This window comes from Duganella sp. BJB476 (assembly GCF_003416895.1).
Lineage (GTDB): Bacteria > Pseudomonadota > Gammaproteobacteria > Burkholderiales > Burkholderiaceae_D > Rugamonas.
In genome coordinates, this window is the sequence record NZ_QVIO01000002.1 from 426708 (window position 1) to 450075 (window position 23368).

Sequence of the window (23368 nt, forward strand, 5' to 3'; positions counted from 1 at the left end):
TCATTAAAAATTGCAAATCGCCACAATATGCTCCGTCGTGAGCCGTCTACAGAGCCATGACACCACCGAATTCAACCACCGAACAGGACATCGCTGCCACCGTACTGCGGGAGCGGTCGCGTCTCGGGAATTTTATCCGGCGCCGCGTCAGCGATCCGACCGATGCGGACGACATCCTGCAGGATGTCTTCTACGAATTCGTCCAGGCCTACCGCCTGCCGGAGCCGATCGAGCAAGTCAGCGCCTGGCTGTTCCGGGTGGCGCGCAACCGCATCATCGACCGCTTCCGCAAGAAGAAAGAAGTGCGGCTCGACGACATGGCCGGCGAGGATGGCGAGGACTGCCGCCTCGACCTGCTGCTGCCGTCGGCCGACGGCGGCCCGGAAGACGCCTACGCGCGCTCGACGCTGCTGGCCGAACTGCAAACGGCGCTGGAAGAATTGCCGGCCAACCAGCGCGAAGTGTTCATCGCGCATGAACTGGACGGCGCCAGTTTCAAAGAAATGGCCGCGCAAAGCGGCTTGTCCATCAACACCCTGTTGGCCCGCAAGCGCTACGCCGTCCTGTATCTGCGCACGCGCTTGCAAACCCTGTACGACAACGAATGAAATGAAAGAAAGGAGTGACTGAAATGAAAAGGAAACTGCTGTTCCTGCCGCTGATCCTCGTAGGGGTGGCCGCGCTGGCCTGGGTGGTGATGATGTTATGGAACTCGGTCATGCCCGGCGTGTTCGCCGGCAGCATGCAAATCGACTACTGGCGCGCGCTAGGCTTGCTGGTACTATGCCGTATCCTGTTCGGCGGCTTCCGCGGACGCCACGGCGGCGGCGGCCACTACGGCCGCGAACGCTGGCAGCGCTGGCAGGCGATGACGCCCGAAGAGCGCGCACAATTCCACAAAGACCGGGGCGCCTACTGCCGCCCCAACAAAGAATAAACCTATGACAAAACCCGTACCGACGCCGTTCACCGGCTATCAAAAAACCGTGGTGGCGATGCTGGCCTTCCTGCAGTTCGCCGTCATCCTCGATTTCATGCTGATGTCGCCGCTTGGCGCGGTCATCATGCCGGCCCTGAACATCAGCCCCAAGCAATTCGGCCTGGTGGTGTCGGCCTACGCCTTCAGCGCCGGCGCGTCCGGCCTGCTGACGGCCGGTTTCGCCGACCGCTTCGACCGCAAGAAGCTGCTGCTGTTCTTCTACAGCGGCTTCATCCTCGGCACCCTGTGGTGCGGCATGGCGCAAAGCTATGAATCGCTGCTGGCCGCGCGCATCGTCACCGGCCTGTTCGGCGGCGTGATCGGCTCCATCGTGCTGGCCATCGCCAGCGACCTGTTCCAGCCGCAACAGCGTGGCCGCGTCATGGGCTTCATCCAGACCGCGTTTGCCGCCAGCCAGGTGCTGGGCATCCCGGCCGGCATCTATTTGTCGAGCCACTGGAACTGGCACATCCCCTTCGTCGCCATGGCCGCCTTCGGCCTGACCGGCGGCCTGCTGGTGGCGTGGCAACTGCAACCGGTCAACGCCCACCTCGGCAAGCCGCAGGAGCACAGCGCCTGGATGCACCTGTTCCACACCGTCACCGAGCGGCGCTACCTGCTGGCCTTCGCCACCACCGCGCTGTTGACCACCGGCGGCTTCATGCTGATGCCGTTCAGCAGCGCCTACATCGTCAACAACCTGGGCATCGACCTGTTCCACCTGCCAACGGTCTACCTGGTCACCGGCCTGTGCACCATCTTCATCGGCCCGATGATCGGCAAGCTGGCCGACGCGGTCGGCAAGTTCCGCGTATTCATGTTCGGCACTACGGTCACCATCACCATGGTGCTGATCTACACCCACCTGGGCCCGACCTCGCTGCCGGTGTTCATCGTCATCAACACCGTGCTGTTCATCGGCATCTTCTCGCGGATGATACCGTTCCAAGCCATGATGGCGGGCGTGCCGGCGCAGACCCAGCGCGGCTCGTTCAACGCCATCAGCGCCTCGATCCAGCAGCTGTCGGGCGGCGTGGCCTCGGTGCTGGCCGGTCATATCGTCACCCAGGGCGTGTCCGGCAAGCTGCAGCATTTCGACGTGGTCGGTTTCGTCGTGGTCGGCACCTCGCTGGTCGGCCTGGCCTTGCTGTGGCGCCTGAACCGCAACACAGTGGCGGCGGCCATGCCGCAGGGCGCCGCCATGACAAAATAGCCCCGAATCTTAAAATATCCCAATATAGTTGCCACATAGCACTATTTTGAGCATATAATTGCGCTGAGACATCATCCCAACCAACCTGGAACCATTCGAAAGGGAATCAGCGCATGAACGCAAGGAATATGGACGCAGCCTGCTTACGCGCACTGCGCCGTCGCGGACACTCGGACGCCAGCATCACCGCCATGAGTCCGGAAGAGGCATTTTGTGAATACTGTGCGTATCACGGCATCATGAACCTGCTGCCGACGACCTTGCAGATGCTGGACCGATTGCGCGGCGAAACGCCGGCGCAATAACAAGCCACTCCCCGGTCACAGACGGCCCGGTCGATTTTTCGGCCGGGCCGTTTCGTATTCGGCACTATGCTGATTTCGATATCAAAGGCCTCGATAACATCATTGAACGGCTATGGCACCGCCCCGTATAATTTTTTCATAATTACAACGGAGACGCCATGAACGCGCCAAATCCCAACTGGTTCCTGCGCGCGCGGCTGAAAACCCGCCAGCTGCTGCTGCTGATCGCGCTCGACGACGAAGGCACGCTGATGCGCGCCGCCGAAGTCCTGTGCATGACCCAGCCGGCCGCCTCCAAGCAACTCAAGGAGCTTGAGGACATGCTCGGCATCGCGCTGTTCGAACGCCTGCCGCGCGGCATGGAACCCACCATCTACGGCGAAAGCATGATACGCCACGCCCGCATGGCGCTCACCAGCCTGGCGCGCGCGCATGAGGACATCGTCGCGCTCAGGTCCGGCCTGGCCGGCCAGGTCGACGTCGGCAGCATCATGACGCCGGCCATGCGGCTGCTGCCCTGCGCCATCACACGCGTGAAAAAACTGGCGCCGCTGTTGCGCATCGGCGTGCAGGTCGAATCGAGCATGGTGCTGCTCGAACGCCTACAACGCGGCAACTTCGATTTTCTGCTGGCGCGCATGACCGGCCTGTCCGACAACGCCGACCTGCAATACGAGGAGCTGGCGGCCGAACCGGTGGTGGTGGTGGCGCGCATCAGCCACCCGCTGGCCGCGCGCGAGCGGCTCTCGCTGCAGGAGTTGGCGTCGGCGCCGTGGATCATGCCGCCGCCCGGCAGCATCCTGCGCCAGCGCTTCGACCAGCAGTTCCACAACGCCGGCCTGGAGCCGCCGGGTGACGTGGTCGACACCAGCGAGATCGTGCTGATCACCAGCATGCTGCAAATGAGCGACGCGCTGAACGTGATGTCTGCCGACGTCGCGCTGCGCTACCAGGAACTGGGCCTGCTGACGGTGCTGCCGATCGAACTGGCCTGCCAGATGGACCCCTACGGCATCATCCGCCGGCGCGACCGCCTGCTGTCGCCGGGCGCCGAGCTGCTGCTGCAGGCGATACGCCGCCAGGCTTCGACCAGCCTTGCCGTATTCGATATGGCAAACGCATAAAAGGTGAATGGACTGCTATCGCCCCGCGCGCTTAGCATGCCAAAAACACCTAGATGGAGACTGCCTTGAAACACCTATCCTTTGCACGCCGCCTGACCGGCGCGTTGTTCCTGATCGCGCCACTGGCCAGCCAGGCCGCCAACCTGCTGGAACTGAATTCGCCCGACCGCCAGCTGCGCGTCACCATCGACACCGGCGAGCAGCTGACGCTGGCGGTCAGCCACCGCGACACCCAGTTGGTGCTGCCCACCACCATCGGCCTGAAGCTGAGCGGCATCGGCACCCTGGGCGACCATCCGCGCCTGACCAAGCAACAGCGCACCAGCATCGACACCACGGTGCGTCCTGTGGTGGCGCAGAAGTCGCGCCAGGTGCGCGACCACTACAACGCCCTGCGGCTGGACTTCGCCGGCGGCTACACGCTGGAAGTACGCGCCTACGACGAAGGCATCGCCTACCGCTTCCGCACCGAGCTGCCCGGCCAGGTGACGGTGGAGGACGAACTGGCGGGCGTCCACGTGCGGCCGCAGGACACGCTGTACTGGCCGCAGGAAAAGTCCATGCAGTCGCATAACGAGCACTATTACCAGCCGCTGGCCATCGGCGAGGCGGCCGGCAAACTGGTCGGCGTGCCGGCGCTGGTGCGCAGCGGCGGCACGCACCTGGTGCTGACCGAATCCGGCCTGCGCGACTATCCCGGCATGTACCTGCACGGCGAGGCGGATGGCCTGCGCGCCGTGTTCCCGAAAGTGGCGCTGGCCGACACCGCGCGCGACGACCGCAACGTGCCGGTGACGCAGGAAGCGCCCTACATCGCGCGCACCGCCGGCACCCGCGCCTACCCGTGGCGCATCCTGGGCATCGCCGCCGACGCCGGCGGCCTGTTGCTGAACCAGATGCCCTACCTGCTGGCCGACGCCCAGGAGCTGAAACAAACCGAGTGGATCAAGCCGGGCAAGGTGGCGTGGGACTGGTACAACGGCAACCACCTGTACAACGTGCCGTTCAAATCAGGCATCGACACGCGCACCTATCGCCACTACATCGACTTCGCGGCGGAGAACGGCCTCGAATACATCATCATGGACGAAGGCTGGTACGAGCTGGGCGACCTGCTGGCGGTCAAGCCGGCGATCGACATGCCGGCGCTGATGGCACATGCGAAGGAACGCGGCGTCGGCATCATCCTGTGGGTCTCGTGGAAAACGCTGGACACCCAGATGACGGCGGCGCTGGACCAGTTCGCGCGCTGGGGCGCGGCCGGCATCAAGGTCGACTTCATGCAGCGCGCCGACCAGTGGATGGTCAACTACTATGAACGCGTGGCGCGTGAAGCGGCGGCGCGCAAGCTGCTGGTGGACTTCCACGGCAGCTTCAAGCCCAGCGGCCTGCAACGCACCTGGCCGAACGTGCTCACCTTCGAAGGCGTGAAGGGACTTGAAAACGACAAGTGGACCGACAAGCAAACCCCGGAGCATGACGTCACCGTGCCCTTCATCCGCATGTTCGCCGGACCGATGGACTACACCCCCGGCGCCATGAGCAACGCCCACCGCAAGGACTTCGTGGCCAGCTTCGACCGCCCCATGAGCCAGGGCACGCGCGCGCACCAGCTGGCGATGTACGTGATCTATGAAAGTCCCTTGCAGATGCTGGCCGACAGCCCGTCGCAGTACCGCGCCAATCCCTCGTCGCTGGCCTTCATCCGCCAGGTGCCGGTGGAGTGGGACGAAAGCCGCGTGCTGCACGCCGACTTGGGCCGCTACGTGGCCATGGCGCGCCGCCACGGCGACACCTGGTATGTGGGCGCCATGACCGGCGCCGACGGCCGCGAACTGGCACTCGACCTGTCCTTCCTGGGCGAAGGCGACTACCAGATGAGCAGCATGGAGGACGGCCCGAACGCGGCGATCTTCGCCACCGACGTGCAGGCCGGCAGCGCCAGCGTGACCCGCGCCAGCCGCCTCACCATGCGCCTGGCGCCAGGCGGAGGCTGGGCCGCCATCATCCGCCCAGGCACGCCTGCGAAATAAGGAGCACCACAACATGCACAACTCACGACACGCGCGCGCGACCTCGTTGGCCGTCGCGCTGGCCGCCGCTTTCGCCGCCACCTTGACCATCCCGCAGGCGGCAAGCGCGGCACCAGCAGCCAGTTCGGCGCAGGCGGCGCCACCAACCTTCACGCCGCACTGGCAGATCGACGGTAACGCGATCCGCTGGCAAGTCGGCGACACCCATCGCGACCAACTGGAGATGAGCGGCCGCCAGGTATCGACGGTGATCGACTACGGCAGCCAGGCCGACGGCACGCTGCTGCTGACACGCACCGTGGTATGGCCGATGCTGCGCACCATCCCGGACGACACGCACGCCAGCCTGATACGCAAATTCGGCCCCGAAGCCACGCCCGCCATCATGATCGACGGCGCTCCGGCCGCCGCCGAGCATCTGCAACAGGTGCGCTTCGACGGCCGCCTTAGCCTGCAATCCCAACTGGCGCCTGGCCTGCTGCTGACCCGCACGCTGACGCCGTCGCCGGACGAGCCGGCGCTGGTGGAGCGGCTGGAGCTGGTCAACAACGGCAAGACCGCGCGGCGCTACAGCTTCGCCGCGCTGGACAACAGCGAGACCACGCCCGCCGATCGCGGCACGCATGGCGCCTACGTGATCGCCGTGCAGTCGGCGGCGCGCGAAGGCACGCTGGCGCCGGGCGCGCGCGTGCACGTCGACGTGATCGTCAGCGGCCGCCTGCAAAACGAGATGGTGTACGTGGACGGCGAAGAAGCCCTGCAGGCGCGCGCCCGCAAGGTGGCGCAATGGCGCGCAGACCTGGTACTGGAAACGCCGGACTCCGTGCTCGACGCCATGTTCGCCTTCTCCAAAGTGCGCGCCGCAGAAAGCGTGTTCGCCACGCGCGGCGGCCTGCTGCACGGACCAGGCGGCACCCGCTACTACGCCGCCGTCTGGGCCAACGACCAGGCGGAATACGTCAACCCATTCTTCCCCTACCTGGGCGATCGCGCCGCCGTGCAGAGCGCGATCACCAGCTTCGGCCTGTTCGCGCGCTACATGAATCCTGAATACAAGCCGCTGCCCTCCTCCATCATCGCCGAGGGACGCGGCTACTGGAACGGCGCCGGCGACCGTGGCGACTGCGCCATGATTTCCTACGGCGCCAGCCAGTTCGCGCTGGCGCAGGGCGACGCCGGCACCGCGCGCCAGCTGCTGCCGTTGATCGACTGGTGCCTGGAATTCACGCGCCGCCAGCGCGACGCCGAAGGCATCGTCCATTCCGACAGCGATGAACTGGAAGGCCGCTTCCCGGCCGGCAAAGCCAACCTGTCGACCAACGTGCTGGCCTACGGCGGCCTGACCGGCGCCGCGCGCCTGAACGCGGCGCTGGGCGACCAGCCCCGCGCCGCAGCGCTCCAGCAGGAAGCACAGAAACAGCGTGCGGCCATCGAGCGCTACTTCGGCGCCAGCATGGGTGGCTACGACACCTACCGCTACTACGCCGGCAACGACAAGCTGCGCGCGTGGATCGCACTGCCGCTGGCGTTCGGCATCACGGAACGCCAGCGCGGCACCATCGACGCGCTGCTGTCACCGCAGCTGTGGTCTGAAAACGGCGTGCTGACCGAAGCCGGCGACAAGACCTTCTGGGACCGCGCGACGCTATACACGCTGCGCGGCCTGCTGAAGGCGGGTGAACTGGAACGCAGCATGCCCTACCTGCGCTACTACTCCGGCCGCCGCTTGCTGGGCGAGCACGTACCGTACGCGGTGGAGGCGTGGCCGGAAGGCCAGCAACGCCACCTGTCGGCGGAAAGCGGCCTGTATGCGCGCGTGATGACGGAAGGCCTGTTCGGCATCGAGCCGACCGGTTTGCGCAGCTTCAGTTTCGCGCCGCGCCTGCCCAAGGGCTGGCCGCGCATGGCCTTGCGGCGCATACGCGCGTTCGGCGCTGGCGACCAGGGCGAAGGCCTCGACCTGGTCACGACACGCCTGCGGCCAGGCCAGCCGGCGCAGCGCGTGCAGGTGCGCCTGAACGGCAAGGCCGTGCTGGATCAGGCGTGGGACGGCAAGGCGCCGTTGCAGGTCACGCTGCCCGACTCACTGTCCAATTGATGCATATCGTTTTCAGCAATGGTGGTGGCTAAACATTCATTAGATTGCCATCCCCGCCTTGCCTAGTATGTCTCCATCGGCTGCCTGCGGCAGCCGATCATCAAAAAAACGATAAGGAGACATCATGAAGAACCCCACTCACCGCGCCCGGATGACGCTCGTCGCCCACGCACTCGCGCTGGCATTCGGCGGCGCCCTTTTGTCAGGCGGATTGGTCGCACCAGCCTACGCACAATCGAACGCCACCGGCACCATCTTCGGCCAGGTTGCCAATCCAAACGGCGCCAGCATTGTGCTGGAGAACACGGCCACCGGCGCGCGCCGTGTTGTCCATCCCGACGCCAGCGGACGCTATCAGGCCACCTCCATGCAGCCCGGCACCTACAAGGTCATGCTGATGCGCGGCGACGACGTCGAACGCACGCTGGAAGTGGAGGCCTTGATCGGCCAGGGTGTCGAAGCCTCGTTCGAGGCCGTGCAGGCGGTCACCGTCAGCAGCCGTCGCCGCAACATTGACGTCAGCAACACCAACAACGGCGCCGTGTTCACCGCGCGCGAACTGGACGCGCTGCCGGTGGCGCAAAGCCTGTCGGGCATCATCCAGCTGGCGCCCGGTACCTCGCGCGGCAATCCGCGCATCGGCGGCGACAGCTTCGGCGGCGCCGGCGTGTCGGAGAACTCGTACTACATCAACGGCTTCCCGGTCACCAATGTGTACAAGCAGATCGGCTCGACCACGCTGCCCTTCTTCGCCATCGCGCAGGCGCAGATCCTGCAAGGCGGCTACAGCGCCGAATTCGGCCGTTCCACCGGCGGCGTGGTCAACATCACCACCAAGAGCGGCACCAACCACTGGGATGCCGGCGCGGTATTGCAGTACACGCCCAACTGGCTGCGCGCCAAGCCGGAGGACACCTACTATCCGCAAACCGGCGCCAACCCGGACACCGACGGCAAGCTGCTGACCTACCGCGGCGCCAACAACGCCACCGACGTCTTCGGCAGCGCCTATGTGGGCGGACCGCTGATCAAGGACAAGCTGTTCGTGTTCGCCAACCTGGAACAGGACCGCTTCACCACCGGCTACATCAGCAAGGACTCCGATTCGACCATCAAGAGCAATGGCTGGACCGAACGCGAGACCCTCACGCCGCGCTACCTGCTCAAGCTCGATTACAACATCAGCGACGACCACCGCCTCGAATTCACCCAGATCCACGACGAGTACAAGAAGACCCAGCAGAACTACGGCTTCAGCTACGCCACGCTACAGCGCAACAACGTGCGCGCCGACGGCGTCACGGGCGACGGCGCCATCACCAACGACTCGATCCTGAAATACACCGGCTACCTGACCGACCGCCTGACCGTGACGGCGCTGGCCGGCCGCTTCAAATCGACCTATCCACAAAGCACGGAAGGCTATGTGCCGGGTGTGTACCAGATCAGCGCTCCGCTGCACGCCCAGGTGCCGGGACTGACCTACAACAACCCGCAGCCCATAGGCGGCACCATGCAGGTGGCCAACGCGGAGGACAAGCAATCCACGCTGCGCCTGGACGTCGAGTACAAGCTGGGCGAGCATGGCCTGCGCGCCGGCGTCGACCGCAACAACGTTTCGTCGATCAACGGTTCCTCACTGGCCGGCGGCGGCAGCTGGATCTACTCCCGCTCGGACAAGCCGAATTTGACGGTGCCCGGCGGCCGCTCGCCGGCATCCGGCGGCGGCTACGGCACCCAGGGCTACTACGTGGACGAATACCACCAGAGCGACTCGGCCTCGCCGCATACCGACCAGAGCGCGCAATACATCCAGGATCGCTGGCAGGTCACCGACACGCTGCTGCTGGACCTGGGACTGCGCAACGAACAGTTCACCAACAAGAACAGCTTCGGCGTGGCGTATGCCGAGCAGCGCCACATGCTGGCGCCGCGACTGGGCGCGGCCTGGGATGTGCGCGGCGACAGCAGCATGAAGCTGTTCGCCAACGCCGGCCGCTACCACCTGCAGATTCCGACCAGCGTGGCGCTGCGCCTGGCCGGCAATCCGGTGCACATCGATCACTACTTCACCTACACCGGCGTCGATCCCCAAACCGGCGTGCCGACCGGCCTGACCGAGATCAGCAAGCCTTTCTCGGCCGGTAACGAGTATGGCCAGGCCAAGGATCCGCACCAGGTGGCGGCCAGCAGCCTGGGCGCCACCTACCAGGATGAACTGGCGCTGGGCATCGAGGCGGCGCTGACGCCGGCCTACACCGCCGGCGCCAAGTTCACCTACCGCACGCTGCGCAACACCATCGAAGACTGGTGCGACCAGCGTCCGGTGGATGCCTGGGCAAAGCGCAACAATGTCGACGCCAGCAAGTACAGCATGCCCTGCCTGCTGATCAATCCAGGCCGCGACAATACCCTGGTGCTGGACCTGCGCCGCGACGGCAAGCTGGTGACGATCCCGCTGACGGCCGACGACATGGGCCTGCCGAAAGTGGAGCGCATCTACACGGCGCTGGACTTCTTCCTTGAGCATCCGCTGCGCGACGGCTGGTATGGCAAGGTCAACTACACGCTGTCGCGCAGCCGGGGCAATATGGAAGGCCAGGTGGCATCCGACATCGGCCAGGCCGACCTGGCCGCCACCACCGCCTTCGACTACCCGGAGCTGATGACCGGCGCCAACGGCCTGCTGCCCAACAACCACACGCAGGTGCTGAAGGCGTATGGCTACTATGAGCTGACGCCGGAATGGCGCGTGGGCGGCAACCTCAACATCGCCACCGGAGCGCCGAAGTCCTGCATCGGCAACCTGCCCAAGGCGCTCGACGTCAACAACAACCCGGCCGGCTGGTACGGCTCCGCCACCTTCTACTGCGACGAGAAGCTGGCGCCGCGCGGCACGGCCGGCACCCTGCCGACCGACGTGCGGCTGGCGCTGAACGTGACTTACATGCCGCGCTGGCTCAAGGGCCTGAGCTTGAAGGCCGATGTCTTCAACCTGCTGAACCAGCAGACCGACCTGGCCACGCAGCCGGGCTACAACTCGGGGCCGGGCACGGTCAGTGCGTACTACAACCAGGTGCTGGGACGGGCGCCGGAACGCCAGGTGCGCTTCACGGCGGAGTACAACCACCGGTTCTGATCCATAAAAAAAAACCCACCCGCACTGAACGCGATCTTGAGCGCGTTCAGGCAGGTGGGTTTTTTCTATTTATCTATTCGGATGGATTAACGATAGAAGGCTTCGACTTTGCCCTTCAGCTTGATCAGCATCGGGTTACCGAAGCGGTCCAGGCTTTTGCCGGCCGGGACCTTGATCCAGCCTTCGCTGATGCAGTACTCATCGACGTCCAGGCGTTCTTTATCGTTAAAACGGATGCCCACATCGTGTTCAAACACGGCGGCAACGTGGAATTTGCTGCGCGGATCAATCGACAGACGATCCGGCAATGGAGGGAGTTGGGTAGTATCGTTCATCCCGCCATTATATCAGCTGGTTTTGAAGATCAGCTGCGCAACCCGCTGCAATTTTGGATAGACCATCGGCACCGTCAGCATGGTGCTGCCTATCGCCATCAACAACAGCGCGGTAAAGGTCTCGCTGGTGATGATCTGCTTGTCGAGCAAAATGTTGACAAAAATGATCATGATCAGCGCCTTGGTCTGCAACAGCCAGCCGATGATGGACGCCTCGCCCGGCCCCCACTTGAGGATCTTGCCGGCGATGTGGATGCCGGCCAGCTTGCCGCTGACCGAAGCGATCAGCAGCACCGCCGCCACGATGAACACGGCCGAGCCACCGACTGCCCAGTTGGTGCGCAGGCCGGTGCTGAGGAAAAACACCGGCATCACGGCCATCAGCACGTTGGCGCGCAGGAAGTCCATCTTCTCCTGGTTGAACCAGTCCGCATCCATCACCGCCCCGGCCAGGAAGGCGCCGACCATGTAGTGCAGGCCGGCCCAGTCGGCCGCGAACGCGCAGGCCGCCAGCCAGATGAACGAGATGTACCAGCGATCGCGCTCCTCAAGGCGCACCATCATCATGCGGAACAGCTTGGTCGCCACGGCAAACACCACCAGGAAGCCCAGCTGGCGGCCGACGCGGTCCCAGTCCAGCAGGATCACTGCCAGCACGCCCCAGATCGCGATATCGTCCAGGCTGGCGTAGCGCAGGATGCGCTGGCCGATCGGCTGGCGCAGGATCTCCAGCTTTTCCATCAGCAGGATCAGGATGGGCAGCGCGGTCACGGCGCAGGCCATGCCTATGCCCAGCACGAACTGCCAGCTCTGCGCTTTCGGCCCCATCCAGCCGGCGTAGCCGACCAGTCCCAACGCGGCCACGCAGCCGAACACCAGCGGCGTGCCCAGCGCCAGGCCGGCGGTGATGGTGCTTTCGCGGCGGTGCTCCCAGGCCTTCTTCAGGTCCAGCTCGATGCCGGCGATCATCACGAAGATCATCACCGCCCACCAGGCGACGCCGTTCAGCGACTGCACCACCTGCGGGTTGAAGACGAAACTGTAGTACTCCGGATAGGCGCGCCCCATAATGCCCGGCCCCAGCAGGATGCCGGTGATGATCTGCACCACCACCAGCGGCGCGTAGTAGTCGGTGTTGCCGAAGCGCCAAATCAGATACGGCACGCTGAAAATGATCAGCATGGCGATCAGGAATATCTCGGTGGTTCCCATGTGCATCGTGTCTCCCGCTATTTTTTGGATCTGGAAACGATACCATATCTGATTGCTAAAAACTACTTGCGTGCTCAAGCAATTACTATATACTTGCTCACTCAAACATCAATCAAGAATTAATTGATAACGGAGCACAGCATGAACGAGATTATTGACGACAACCCGGCCGACACCCCGGCCGCCATCAGTCCCAGCCTGGAATTTGCGCTGCGGCTGGCGCGCGCGCAGGCCGCGCTGGTGCGCCGGCTCGACCAGGTGCTGGGCGGCTACCACGGCATCAGCTTCGGCGACTTCATGCTGCTGCACTACCTGAACCGCGCCCCTGGCGGCCGCCTGCGCCGGGTCGACCTGGCCGAGCGCCAGGGCCTGACCGCGTCCGGCGTCACCCGCACCCTCCTGCCGCTGGAAAAAATCGGCCTGGTCGAACGCCAGCAGGATCCGCGCGACGCCCGCGTGGCCTACGCCGCCATCACCGACACCGGCCGCGAACTGCTGAACAACGCCGTCGTGGTGGCGGAGCAGATCAGCAAGGACCTGTTGCGCAACTGCCCCACCGCGCATTTCGATGAACTGAGCACCGCGCTTGGCCTGATCGCCGGCATGAACGCCACCAACTCCTAAGAGACGCCATCATGGACGATCCCAAAAAACTGCAACGCGCGGCATTGAAGCGCGACCCGAACTTCAAATGGCTGCTGCGCGGCGGCGTGATCTCCATGCTGGGCGACCAGCTGACCATGATCGCCCTGCCCTGGCTGGTGCTCAAGCTCACCGGCGACACGCTGGCGCTGGGCTTCGTCATCGCGCTGATGAGCATTCCGCGCGCCGTCTTCATCCTGATCGGCGGCGCCGTGGTGGACCGCTACTCGCCCAAGCGCGTCCTCATGCTGAGCAAGTACGCCAACGCCGCGCTGCTTGGCCTGTTGACCTTGCTGGTGCTGCACAACCAGCCGACGCTGACGTTCTCGCTGAGCGCATCGCTGTCGCTGACCATCGACCTGAACGCGCACCTGACGCTGATGATCATCTACGTGCTGGCCTTCTGCATCGGCCTGGCGCAGGCCTTCGGCATCCCGTCCGGCACCTCCATCATGCCGCAGGCGATCGCCGCCGAGCATCTGCAAGCGGCCAACGGCGTGTTGATGGGATTGCGCCAGGTGTCGATGCTGATCGGCCCACTGATGGCGGCCGGCCTGCTGGCGATGTCGGGTGACAGCGGCGGCGTGGTGGCCGATGCGCGCGGCCTGGCGTTTGCCTTTGGCTTCGACTGCTTCAGCTTCCTGCTCTCGGCATGGACCCTGTCCAAGGTCGGCCCGCTGACGGCGCCGGCGCAAGCGGAGGCGCCGCAATCGGTGCTGCGCTCCGTGGGCGCCGGCCTGATGATGGTGTGGAACGACGTGCCGCTGCGCCTGTGCTTCATCTACTGGGGCACGGTATCGCTGTTCATCGGCGGCTCGATGCAGGTGGCGATCCCGGTGCTGGCCAGCGAAAAGCTGCACGGCGCCTCCGCCCTCGGCATCCTGATGGCCGCCAACGGCGCCGGCATGCTGTTCGGGATGGCCGGCGCCGCCGTGCTGGGGGCGCGCCTGCGCTTCGCCAGCTTCGGCACCGTGCTGCTGGTGGCGGACGCCATCGCCGGCTTTTTAGTGATGCCGCTCGGCGCCGTGCACGCGCCATGGCAGGCGTGCGCGCTGATGCTGGCCCTCGGCCTGCTGTCCGGCTACATGCAGATCAACGTCTTCACCTGGATCCAGCGCCGCGTGCCGCCGCACATGATGGGCCGCGCCATGAGCATCTTCATGTTCATCTTCATGGGACTGGCGCCGTTGTCGGCCGCCGTCACCGGCTGGGTGCTGACGATGATCTCGCTGTCGCAATTGTTCCTCGGCGGTGGCATCATACTGGTGGTGTTCGCGACACTGGCGTATCTGCTCACCCCTATCCGCAGCATCAGCTCGAACACCCCGCAACCGCAGTAAAAGGAAACGTGCATGGAAACCAAATGGCTGGAAGACTTCATCTCGCTGGTCGAGACCAATAATTTCAGCCGCTCGGCGGCGCTGCGGCATGTGACGCAGCCCGCCTTCTCCCGCCGCATCCAGTCGCTGGAAAACTGGCTGGGCACGGACCTGATCGACCGCACCTCCTATCCGACCCGATTGACGCCGGCCGGCATCGTGTTCTACGAGCAGGCGCTGGAGATGCTGGCGCAGATCAACGGCGCGCGCGACATGCTGCGCTCCAAGCGGGCCGCCGCGCAGACCAGCATCGACCTGGCGGTGCCGCACACGCTGTCGCTGACCTTCGTGCCGAAATGGCTGACCGCATTGGAGCAGGACTTCGCGCCCATCAGCAGCCGCCTGATGGCGCTCAACGTGCACGACGCCGTGATGCAGCTGGTCGAAGGCGGCTGCGACCTGCTGCTGTGCTACCACCATCCGCGCCAGCCGGTGCAGCTCGATCCGGGCCGCTACGACATGCTGGTGCTGGGCCGCGAATCGCTGTGCGCCTACGCCCGCTGCGACAAGAACAAGGCGCCGGAATTCACGCTGCCCGGCACCAAGAAGGAGCCGCTGCCGTTTTTGTCGTACACGAATAACGCCTACCTGGGCCGCATGGTGGAACTGATCCTGACCGACGCCAAGACCCCGCTGCACCTGGACCCGCACTACGAAACCGACATGGCCGAAGGCCTGAAGATGATGGCGCTGGAAGGTCGCGGCGTAGCCTTCCTGCCCGAATCGGCGGTCACGCGGGAGCTCAAGCAAAAGCAGCTGGCGCGCGCCGACGGCGGCGCTTCAGAGTGGGAAATCGAAATGGAAATCCGCTTGTACCGCGAGCGCCCGTCGGCACACCGGCGCGGCAAGGCCATCGTCGAACGGCTGTGGGAGTTCCTCGAACAGCAGCAAAAAGATAGCGGCCGCAAACGCCGCGTCTCAGTCTCGGAAAGATAAGGCCAGTTAGCGGCGAATTAGCACCCCAATTAACACCACTTGCATAACTATGCATTTTTTGCATAGCCGAATGCGCATACAGCATTGGCCCGTTTTCAGTCTCCCATCCTATGATTCGCTCCACTTGAAGAGCGCCACGAGCGGCCTTCAGCCACGAATTCAAACGGAGACTTGAGCATGACCACTGTACAAGCACACGCACTGCCTTCCTACCTCAATCCAGAAGACCTGGGCCCTTGGGGCGTCTACCTGCAGCAGATCGACCGCGTCACCCCGCACCTGGGCAGCCTGTCGCGCTGGGTCGAAACCCTTAAGCGCCCGAAGCGCATCCTGACCGTCGACGTGCCGATCGAGCGCGATGACGGCACCATCGCCCACTACGAAGGCTACCGCGTCCAGCACAATATGTCGCGTGGTCCAGGCAAAGGCGGCGTGCGCTTCCACCAGGACGTGACCCTGTCCGAAGTGATGGCCCTGTCGGCATGGATGACCGTGAAAAACGCGGCGGTGAACGTACCATACGGCGGCGCCAAAGGCGGCATCCGTGTCGATCCTAAGACCCTGTCCCGCGGCGAACTGCAGCGCCTGACCCGCCGCTACACCAGCGAAATCTCGCTGATCATCGGACCAAACAAGGACATCCCGGCACCGGACGTCAACACCAACGAACAGGTGATGGCATGGATGATGGACTCCTACGCCATGATCGAAGGTAACCTGTCGACCGGCGTCGTCACCGGCAAACCAATCTCGCTGGGTGGCTCTCTGGGCCGCCGCGAAGCGACCGGCCGCGGCGTGTTCGTGGTGGGCCGCGAAGCCGCCGCCAAGCGCGGTGTGGCGATCGAAGGCGCTCGTGTGGCGATCCAGGGTTTCGGTAACGTCGGCGGCGTGGCAGCGACCATGTTCGCTGAAGCCGGCTCCAAGATCATCGCCGTGCAGGATCACACCGGCACCGTCGTCAATCAAGGCGGCCTGGATGTGGCACGTCTGCACCTGCACGTCGCCGAATGCGGCAGCGTGACCGGTTTCCCTGGCGCCGAAGCCTTCCTGGACCGCGACGCGTTCTGGGGCATCGAGTCGGACATCCTGATTCCGGCCGCGCTGGAACAGCAGATCACCGCCGCCAACGCGCCGACGATCCGCACCAAGATCATCCTGGAAGGCGCCAACGGCCCGACCACCCCGGAAGCGGACGACATCCTGACCGACAAGGACGTGCTGATAGTGCCGGACGTGCTGGCCAACGCCGGCGGCGTGACCGTGTCGTACTTCGAATGGGTGCAGGATTTCTCCAGCTTCTTCTGGAGCGAGGACGAGATCAACGCCCGCCTGACCCGCATCATGCAGGATGCCTTCAACGCCGTATGGTCGGTGTCGCAGGAGAAGAAGGTCACGCTGCGTACCGCCACCTTCATCCTGGCGTGCACCCGCGTGCTGCAAGCGCGCGAAGTACGCGGCCTGTATCCATGATTTACTGATCCCCAGCAGTTTGCGCCTGTACCAGCTTCGGCTCGTGCAGGCGTTTTTCGCATTCAGAGCCAATAAAATAACGAGGACACCCATGAGCACCATCGAACAAAAAGCGCTGGCCTACCACCGCGCCGGCAGCGCCGGCAAGATCGCCATCGAAGTGACCAAGAGCGTCGCCACCCAGGAAGACCTGGCGCTGGCCTATTCGCCAGGCGTGGCCGCGCCGTGCGTGGAAATCCAGCGCGATCCGGCCAAGGCCTACGAGTACACGGCCAAGGGCAACCTGGTCGGCGTGATCACCAACGGCACGGCGGTGCTCGGCCTGGGCAACATCGGCGCGCTGGCCGGCAAGCCTGTGATGGAAGGCAAAGTGGTGCTGTTCAAAAAATTCGCCGGCATCGACGCCTTCGACATCGAGATCGACGAAACCGATCCCGATAAGCTGATCGACATCGTCGCCGCGCTGCACCCGACCTTCGGCGGCATCAACCTGGAAGACATCAAGGCGCCGGAATGCTTCTACATCGAGCGCAAGCTGCGCGAACGCCTGTCGATTCCGGTGTTCCATGACGACCAGCACGGCACCGCCATCGTGGTCGGCGCCGGCATGTTGAACGCGATCGAGATGACCGGCCGCGACATCGCCACCGTGAAGATCGTCTGCTCCGGCGCCGGCGCCGCCGCCATCGCCTGCCTGGAACTGCTGGTGGACCTGGGCGCGGAACGCAAGAACATTTACGTCTGCGACAGCAAAGGCGTGCTGACCACCGCGCGCGCGCTGGACGGCGAAAAAGCCGCCTGGGCGCAGGACACCAGCGCCAGCAAGCTGTCCGACGTGATGGACGGCGCGGATGTATTCCTCGGCGTGTCCGGTCCGGGCGTGCTGTCGCCGCTGGACATCGAGCGCATGAAGCCGCAGCCTATCGTCTTCACGCTGGCCAATCCGGAGCCTGAGCTGCGTCCGGAACTAGTGCGCGAAGTGGCGCCGGACGCCATCATCGCCACCGGCCGTTCGGACTATCCGAACCAGATCAACAACGCGCTGTGCTTCCCTTACCTGTTCCGCGCGGCGCTCGATTGCGGCGCCTCGACCATCAACCAGGAAATGAAACGCGCCTGCGTGGTGGCGCTGGCCGACATGGCGCGCAGCGACGCCCGCTTCGGCAAGGACTATGTGGTGCCTGGCCTGCTGGATCCGCGCCTGCTGAGCGGCGTCACGCCGAAGATCGCCACTGCCGCATGGCGCAGCGGCGTCGCCCGCAAGGAACTGATCGAGCTGGAATACGCGGAAGACCTGCGCGACCTGGCGGAATCGCTGATCTAAGCGCAGCTCAACAGCACATCGAGCTTGAAGCGCCGGCGCTTGCCCTTTTCAACCAGGACAGCGACGGCGCGCTCCTTGATGGTGTAGGTGATGTCCTTGACGGTTTCGGTCTTCTCGTCGCTGAGCGGCTTGATGTCGAAACTCAGCCCGCCGCCCTCATAGCGGCGCGGCATGCCGTCGCCCACATCGTGGCTGCTGGCGGAAGGCACGGCGGCCAGCCGGCCGGCCGACGAAACGAGCAACTCGCCGCCCAGCTCATAGCCCACCAGCCGGCCCTTGTACGTCAACACCGAGTAGCAGGTCTTGGCTTCAAGCCGCTCGGCCGCCAGCCTGGCGTCCATCGGAATATCGACCGCCAGCGCCTGTCCCATGGCACAACAGGTTCCAAACACCACAGCGCTGACTTTCATATCCCAACCTTTCAAGAGCGTTTTACGTTGAAGCCTTCCGCCTCCGTCGGCGGCGCGAAGAACTGCGTGATCAAGTCAAATTCGGCCTCGCTGGTACTGAATTGGTGAAGGCCTTCTTCATTACGGCGCCTCAGCCGCCGCTTGCACTCTTCGTCGCTGACGTCGAGGTAGTGCAGGCAGTGCGCGGCCGGGGTGTCGGCGAACAGCGTCTTCATCCAGCTTCGCGTCGCGATCGTATTCGCCGGGAAGTCCAACACCACCGAACTGCCGGCGGCCAGGACGCCCCTGATCAAGCCTTGCAGGGCGCTTCGCAATTTCGTCGTACAGCGCACGTAGTCGGCCAGCGACTGGATCTCTCCGGGGTAGAGGGTCGCCAGCATCTTGTCCTCGCTGATCAGCACAGTGTTCGGCGCTTTCGACAGCTCGCTCATCAACGTGGATTTTCCTGCCGCGATTTTCCCGCATACGAGATGCAAGGTCGCGACGCGGGCTACGGCAGGCACTTGAACTTCTGTTTTCATGGAACTCTCCTTGGTTCAAAAAATCCCAAAGGCGAGCTTCCAAAAAAAGAAAACCGCCTCCAGGGCGGGCTTCTTCGACAATCAAAAGAGCTAACCCGCCATCGGAATAATGGCGGCAATAATCGCAAGCTTCGAGAATTGGCGTGGGGTCAGCATCATGCTTTGAGCATCGCATAGCCTGCTGATCGTGTCAACAACAGGCGTCCGAGGCTCAATTGCGGGTGATGCTCAAGGCCTGCAAATGATTTTCATCACCGATCAGCAGCAAGGCGTGATCGGCAAACACCATTTGCCGCACTACCGCGGTGCCGCCCAGCTCAGCGTACTGGCCCGTCAGCTGGGTGCGCGTGATGATCGACTTCTGCGCCGACATCGCCGCCGTGCCGACGCCGTAATCGGCCAGCACCACTACATCGCCTACCGGATCGCCGACTTTGAAAGAGCCGACCACCACATCGGCCAACAGCAGGCTACCCTTGTAGAGGTGCGCATCGAGATCCGGCGAACGGCCGCTGCCCGCCCAGTGGCTGGACAAGGTCTCCTGCCCCAGATCGGTGCGGCCAGCCGGCAGCACCGCCACGCCGGATTTGTCGAGCGCCACGCCCATCACGCCGCCGGGGCTGGAGAGCGTAGCCTTGCCGTTCCAGAGCACACCCAGTTTGCCGCTGGTGTCCAGCGCCACCGGATAAGGCTGGGCGCCGCTGGTGCCCAGGGAGTGCAGCACTGGTGCGCCCAGGCCTTTCGGCCACATGCCGACCATGGCGCCGCCACCTTCCAACCAAGCGGCCAACACCGAGCCATCCGACGCCGCCACACGCGGATGCAGGGCCGATGTCGATATCTCAAACGGCGGCGTCAACTGCCGGCCGTTGAAATCGAATTTACATAGTTTGAGCAAGTACTGCGTTTTGTCGGTGATCGGCAGCAGGGAGAAAGTGGTGACCAGCCAGAAGCCGTTACCATCCACCACACCGCTGCTCTCTGCCGACGCCAGCTCGGTGGTCGACGTGGATGCAACCGCCGGATACAGGTCGATCGTGTCGCCGATCTGCTTTGCCTGCGCGTCGAAGTGCAGCAGCTTGGTACCGGGGCCCGACTGCACCATCACGAAGCCGTCCGGCGAAGGCAGCATCTGCCACTCGCCGAGGTAACCCGCGGCCAGCGAAAATCCGTAATCGGTGCTGGATACCGGGGTGCCGTCCTTGTCCAGCACAGTCAGTCGCGTGCGCGGATGCACCTGGTTGCCGTTGACGATGACGGTCGAGTCGGAGAAGGAGCGCACCACGATATGGTCGCCAACGATCATCGCGTCGCTCATGCCTTTGAGCGCGCCGCCGCTTGGCAGAAAGATTATCCGCCGTGCCGGGCCGATGGTGATGGAGCCGGTGGTGTCAGGCTCGGTGCCGGTGAAGGTGGTGGCGGCGGTGGTGCCCGTGGTGGGCACGGAAGAAGCGGAACTGCCGCCGCCGCAGGCGTTCAACGCGGCGGCCAGCGCCAACAAGGCCAGATGGCGGGGTAAGGCTGGAAAACTCATACTGGCTCGCAGTGCACGGTTTGAAAGCGAAAAGTATATAGAAAAACAATCCTTTCCCCTTACCATCCGCGCCACAACGGCATGGCCCCGCGAGCCAGCAGGATGACCTGACAGGCCTTTATTTTTTGACTACTTCGCCGCCCTTCATGACGAAGGTCACCTTGGTCAGTTCCGTCGCGTTCTCGGCCGGGTCACCCTTGACGGCGATGATGTCGGCGAACTTGCCGGCGGTGAGCGAACCGACGCGGTCCTTCCAGCCCAACAGGTCGGCCGCGTTGATGGTGGCTGCCTGAATCGCCTGCATCGACGTCATGCCGTACTTGATCATGTAGGCGAACTGCCTGGCGTTGTCGCCGTGAGGATAGACGCCGGAGTCGGTACCGAAGGCCATCTTGGCGCCGCCGTTGAAAGCCTTGCGGAAGTTGTCGCGCTGGAGCTGGCCGATCACCTTTTCCTTGGCGATCGATTCCGGCAGCATGCCGGCCTTCTCGCCCTCTTGCAGGATGAAGTCGTCGTTGTAGATGTCCATCACCAGATAGGTGCCCTTCTCGCGCGCCAGCTTGATGCCCTCGTCGTCGATCAGGCTTGCGTGCTCGATCGAATCGACGCCGGCCAGGATCGCATCGCGGATGCTGCTGGTGCCGTGCGCATGCGCGGCCACCTTGCGGCCCAGCTTATGCGCCTCGCCGACGATGGCCTGCATCTCTTCCAGCGTGTACTGCTGCGCGCCAGGCTCGTCGCCTTTGGACAGCACGCCGCCCGATGCGCAGATCTTGATCACGTCGGCGCCGTACTTGGCCATCTCGCGCACCTTGGCGCGCGCCTCCCATGGGCCGTCGGCCACGCCGCGGCTGGTGAACTTCATATCGGCCGGCAGCAGGTTCTCGTCGCAATGGCCGCCCTGGATGCCGATGGCGTAACCGGCGGTGCGCATGCGCGGGCCGATGAAATCGCCGTCGTTGATGGCGTCGCGCAGCGCCACGTCGCCGAAGCCGCTGGCGCCGACGTTGCGCACGGTGGTGAAACCCGCCTCCAGCGTCTTGCGCGCGGCGCGCACGCCGTACAGCGCGGCGCGGGTGTCGGACACGCCCAACGCGTTGTAGCCGCCCAGGTAAGGGTCGCCGGTCAAATGGGTATGCATGTCGATCAGGCCGGGCAGCACCGTCTGCGACGACAGGTCGATCAACTGCGCGCCTGCCGGCACCTTGGCCGAAGCGCTCGGGCCGACCGAGGTAATGCGCTCGCCGGTGATGATGATGGTCTGGTCCTTGAGCACCGTGCCGGCGACCACGTCGACCAGCTTACCGGCGCGTATCGCCACCACTTTGGCGCCGTCGGCAAACGACGGCGCGGTCGCGCCCAGGGCGCCAAGGACGGTGACGGAAATCAGGAGATGCTTGAGTTTCATTGGGTGCGCCTTTTCTTCGAAAAGAAAAGAATAGCAGAGCGCACGCAAAAAAGCGTTCTGATTGTTGAACTATCCCGGCCAGGCGCAGGTGCGGAATCCTGCATAAAAGTCGTCGCGTTCGGGCAGGAAGAAATTGCGGAACCTGGCCGAATCGAAACGCAGCGGCGTGGCGAACGAGGCGCCGCGCAAGGCCTGGTGCGTGGTGAACCACGGCTCCGAATATTCACGATAACGGTCGGCCTTGAAGCCCGGATAAGGCTCGAACGGCGACGCCGTCCACTCCCACAACTGCCCCCAGCGGAATGCCGGATGGCCGGACAGCGCGGCATACTCCCATTCCGCCTCGGTCGGCAGGCGGCGTCCGGCCCAGGCGCAATAGGCCTGCGCTTCATACAGGTTCACATGGCGCACCGGCTCGGCGCCGGCCAGCGTGGTTGGCTGCCCGAAGCGCACGGTGCGCCATTGGGCGCCGTCGCGCTGCCAATAGCGCGGCGCCGAACGCTCCTGGCGCATCAACCAGTCGGCGCCGGCGCTGCTCCAGAACTGGCGGTTGTCGTAGCCGCCGTCGGCGACGAAATCGGCATACTGCGCGTTGGTCACCAGGGTGCTGTCGATGGTGAACGCCGCCACGCGGAAGCTGTGTGCCTGGCGCTCGTTGTCGAACACGAAGCCCTGTCCCTCGGTGCTGCCCAACTGGATGGTCCCGCCGGGGAAGCCGATCTCCGACGGCGCGAACAGCGGCTGCTCGTTGTGCGCAGCTTGCGCCGGCGCGGCCAGGCCCAAGGTCTGCAAGGTGTAGAGCAGCGCTTCGCCGTGCATGTCCTCGTGCGCCAGCGCCAGCCGGTAGGGATAAAGCGCCGCGTCGTCATTGGGTTCGCGCGACAGCTTGTCGAGCACCCGGTCCAGCACTTCGCGGCAGTAGGTCTTCAGCGCGCCGGTGCTGGGCAGGTCCAGCGACCAGCGGGCGCGGTGCGGCACCGTCGCCGAATCGAACCAGTCGTCGCCTTTGCTCAGCAGGCAGTTGCCGTGGGCGTCGGCCGGATGGCTGGAGACGGCTTCGCGCAGGATGAACCATTCGGCGAACCAGGCGATGTGGCCCAGCTCCCACAAGGGCGGATTGACGATGCGCAGCTGCGGCACCCGCGAAGGCGCGTCCATGCCGGCGGCGGCGAAGCAATCGAACAGCGACAGCGTATAATCCCGCGCATGCCGCAGCGCCAGCGCCAACTGCTGTGGCGTCGCGTTCCTGAACGATGTTGGGCTTGATATCATGAGCCGATTGTAACGATTTTTAGCCAAAACACCA

The 23368-nt window shown here is 64.4% G+C and carries 20 protein-coding genes; 13 read left to right on the forward strand and 7 right to left on the reverse strand.

What is annotated here, in order from left to right; genetic code table 11:
- Nucleotides 1-56: 56 nt before the first annotated feature.
- The 8 genes from D0T21_RS11410 to D0T21_RS11440 all read left to right on the forward strand — a co-directional run bounded on the left by D0T21_RS11410 (nucleotide 57) and on the right by D0T21_RS11440 (nucleotide 10891).
- Nucleotides 57-608, forward strand: coding sequence for an RNA polymerase sigma factor (locus D0T21_RS11410; RefSeq protein WP_116989729.1), 552 nt, complete (start codon nucleotides 57-59; stop codon nucleotides 606-608).
- Nucleotides 609-631: 23 nt separating this feature from the next.
- Entirely contained in the window at nucleotides 632-937 is a 306-nt protein-coding gene (locus D0T21_RS11415) for a hypothetical protein (RefSeq protein WP_116989728.1), read from the forward strand.
- 4 nt (nucleotides 938-941) lie between these two features.
- Entirely contained in the window at nucleotides 942-2192 is a 1251-nt protein-coding gene (locus D0T21_RS11420; RefSeq protein WP_116989727.1) for an MFS transporter, read from the forward strand.
- Between the two features lie 113 nt (nucleotides 2193-2305).
- Nucleotides 2306-2497, forward strand: a complete 192-nt coding sequence (locus D0T21_RS31685) for a hypothetical protein (RefSeq protein ID WP_147328093.1) — start codon at nucleotides 2306-2308, stop codon at nucleotides 2495-2497.
- A gap of 158 nt (nucleotides 2498-2655) precedes the next feature.
- Nucleotides 2656-3621 carry a LysR family transcriptional regulator gene (locus tag D0T21_RS11425; RefSeq protein WP_116989726.1) on the forward strand — a complete coding sequence of 322 codons (966 nt, stop codon included), beginning with the start codon at nucleotides 2656-2658 and terminating at the stop codon, nucleotides 3619-3621.
- 65 nt (nucleotides 3622-3686) lie between these two features.
- Entirely contained in the window at nucleotides 3687-5654 is a 1968-nt protein-coding gene (locus D0T21_RS11430) for a glycoside hydrolase family 97 protein (RefSeq protein WP_116989725.1), read from the forward strand.
- A 13-nt stretch (nucleotides 5655-5667) separates the two neighbouring features.
- Nucleotides 5668-7752: a hypothetical protein gene (locus D0T21_RS11435; protein WP_116989724.1), complete on the forward strand. Its 2085-nt coding sequence runs from the start codon at nucleotides 5668-5670 to the stop codon at nucleotides 7750-7752.
- Nucleotides 7753-7876: 124 nt separating this feature from the next.
- On the forward strand, nucleotides 7877-10891 hold the full coding sequence (locus tag D0T21_RS11440; RefSeq protein ID WP_199538449.1) for a TonB-dependent receptor: 3015 nt from the start codon (nucleotides 7877-7879) through the stop codon (nucleotides 10889-10891).
- A gap of 86 nt (nucleotides 10892-10977) precedes the next feature.
- Here the strand turns inward: D0T21_RS11440 and D0T21_RS11445 are convergent, their stop codons facing one another.
- Entirely contained in the window at nucleotides 10978-11226 is a 249-nt protein-coding gene (locus tag D0T21_RS11445) for a DUF3297 family protein (RefSeq protein ID WP_026335271.1), read from the reverse strand.
- 12 nt (nucleotides 11227-11238) lie between these two features.
- The gene (locus tag D0T21_RS11450) at nucleotides 11239-12444 is read right to left on the reverse strand and encodes a cation:proton antiporter (RefSeq protein ID WP_116989723.1); all 1206 of its coding nucleotides are present in this window, start codon (nucleotides 12442-12444) and stop codon (nucleotides 11239-11241) included.
- A gap of 135 nt (nucleotides 12445-12579) precedes the next feature.
- On the opposite strand from D0T21_RS11450, the gene D0T21_RS11455 reads away from it, so the two are divergent.
- From D0T21_RS11455 to D0T21_RS11475, 5 genes are all read left to right on the forward strand, one after another.
- On the forward strand, nucleotides 12580-13062 hold the full coding sequence (locus D0T21_RS11455) for a MarR family winged helix-turn-helix transcriptional regulator (protein ID WP_116989722.1): 483 nt from the start codon (nucleotides 12580-12582) through the stop codon (nucleotides 13060-13062).
- An 11-nt stretch (nucleotides 13063-13073) separates the two neighbouring features.
- A complete protein-coding gene (locus D0T21_RS11460; RefSeq protein WP_116989721.1) occupies nucleotides 13074-14420 on the forward strand; it encodes an MFS transporter in 1347 nt (448 codons plus the stop codon).
- Between the two features lie 12 nt (nucleotides 14421-14432).
- Complete coding sequence (locus tag D0T21_RS11465; RefSeq protein WP_116989720.1) at nucleotides 14433-15395, forward strand: LysR substrate-binding domain-containing protein; 963 nt, start codon at nucleotides 14433-14435, stop codon at nucleotides 15393-15395.
- A 177-nt stretch (nucleotides 15396-15572) separates the two neighbouring features.
- On the forward strand, nucleotides 15573-16865 hold the full coding sequence (locus D0T21_RS11470) for a Glu/Leu/Phe/Val dehydrogenase (RefSeq protein ID WP_116989719.1): 1293 nt from the start codon (nucleotides 15573-15575) through the stop codon (nucleotides 16863-16865).
- Between the two features lie 91 nt (nucleotides 16866-16956).
- Nucleotides 16957-18189: a malic enzyme-like NAD(P)-binding protein gene (locus D0T21_RS11475; protein WP_116989718.1), complete on the forward strand. Its 1233-nt coding sequence runs from the start codon at nucleotides 16957-16959 to the stop codon at nucleotides 18187-18189.
- Here the strand turns inward: D0T21_RS11475 and D0T21_RS11480 are convergent.
- The 5 genes from D0T21_RS11480 to senA form a co-directional block, all read right to left on the reverse strand.
- Nucleotides 18186-18599 (reverse strand): hypothetical protein, encoded by a 414-nt coding sequence (locus D0T21_RS11480; RefSeq protein WP_147328094.1) that lies wholly within the window; start codon nucleotides 18597-18599, stop codon nucleotides 18186-18188. The genes D0T21_RS11475 and D0T21_RS11480 overlap by 4 nt on opposite strands.
- 11 nt (nucleotides 18600-18610) lie before the next feature.
- Nucleotides 18611-19120, reverse strand: coding sequence for an ATP-binding protein (locus D0T21_RS11485; protein ID WP_116989716.1), 510 nt, complete (start codon nucleotides 19118-19120; stop codon nucleotides 18611-18613).
- A 211-nt stretch (nucleotides 19121-19331) separates the two neighbouring features.
- Nucleotides 19332-20654, reverse strand: a complete 1323-nt coding sequence (locus tag D0T21_RS11490) for a hypothetical protein (RefSeq protein ID WP_116989715.1) — start codon at nucleotides 20652-20654, stop codon at nucleotides 19332-19334.
- A 118-nt stretch (nucleotides 20655-20772) separates the two neighbouring features.
- Nucleotides 20773-22062, reverse strand: coding sequence for an amidohydrolase family protein (locus tag D0T21_RS11495; RefSeq protein ID WP_116989714.1), 1290 nt, complete (start codon nucleotides 22060-22062; stop codon nucleotides 20773-20775).
- Between the two features lie 69 nt (nucleotides 22063-22131).
- A complete protein-coding gene (senA, locus tag D0T21_RS11500) occupies nucleotides 22132-23334 on the reverse strand; it encodes a selenoneine synthase SenA (RefSeq protein ID WP_229211444.1) in 1203 nt (400 codons plus the stop codon).
- Between the last annotated feature and the right edge of the window lie 34 nt (nucleotides 23335-23368).